The organism is Natranaerobius trueperi, assembly GCF_002216005.1.
Taxonomy (GTDB): Bacteria; Bacillota; Natranaerobiia; order Natranaerobiales; family Natranaerobiaceae; genus Natranaerobius_A; species Natranaerobius_A trueperi.
Genome location: NZ_NIQC01000086.1, coordinates 1 through 563 on the forward strand (window position 1 = coordinate 1; position 563 = coordinate 563).

The window sequence follows — 563 nt, forward strand, 5'->3', positions numbered from 1 at the left end:
CGCCAGATTGTCTAACAATTAAGCAGAAAAAATTTCAAAAAAGATGGTATCAGCCATCGCTTTCGAATTTATTATAGTAAAAGAGTTAATGGCGATGGCATTTATTGAAAGTGCAAATAGAAATCAAATTAATTTATTTCCAAATACATTAGATGACTATGTTACTGAATGTAACCTGTAAGAGTAATTGACGCTTATGTTGATAGCCTAAATTTAGAAAAAATTGGCTTTAAAACTTACTCTGGCAATAAAGCTGGACAAAAGCCATTTAAAAGAAAACACTTACTTAAGCTGTACATATATTGTTATATGAATAGGATAAGGTCTTCACGTAGAATAGAAATGGAAGCAACTAGAAATATTGAAGTGATGTGGCTGATAGGAAGAGTTACACCTGATCATGGAACAATCTCTGCATTTATGAAAGTAATCGAAAAGCCATAAAACAATTATTTAAAGAATTCACCCTTATGTTAAAAGGTTTCGGTCTTGTAAATGGGGAGATTGTGCCATAGATGGGACAAAAATAAAAGCAAGTAATTCAAAGAGCAAACATTTTACCG

The 563-nt window shown here is 31.6% G+C and carries 2 protein-coding genes; both read left to right on the forward strand.

The features are described 5' to 3' along the window. Positions 1 to 43 precede the first annotated feature (43 nt). The gene (locus CDO51_RS13990) at positions 44 to 181 is read left to right on the forward strand and encodes a hypothetical protein (RefSeq protein WP_158212478.1); all 138 of its coding nucleotides are present in this window, start codon (positions 44 to 46) and stop codon (positions 179 to 181) included. A 41-nt stretch (positions 182 to 222) separates the two neighbouring features. After that, a complete protein-coding gene (locus CDO51_RS15155) occupies positions 223 to 444 on the forward strand; it encodes a transposase (RefSeq protein ID WP_276207043.1) in 222 nt (73 codons plus the stop codon). Positions 445 to 563: the final 119 nt, after the last annotated feature.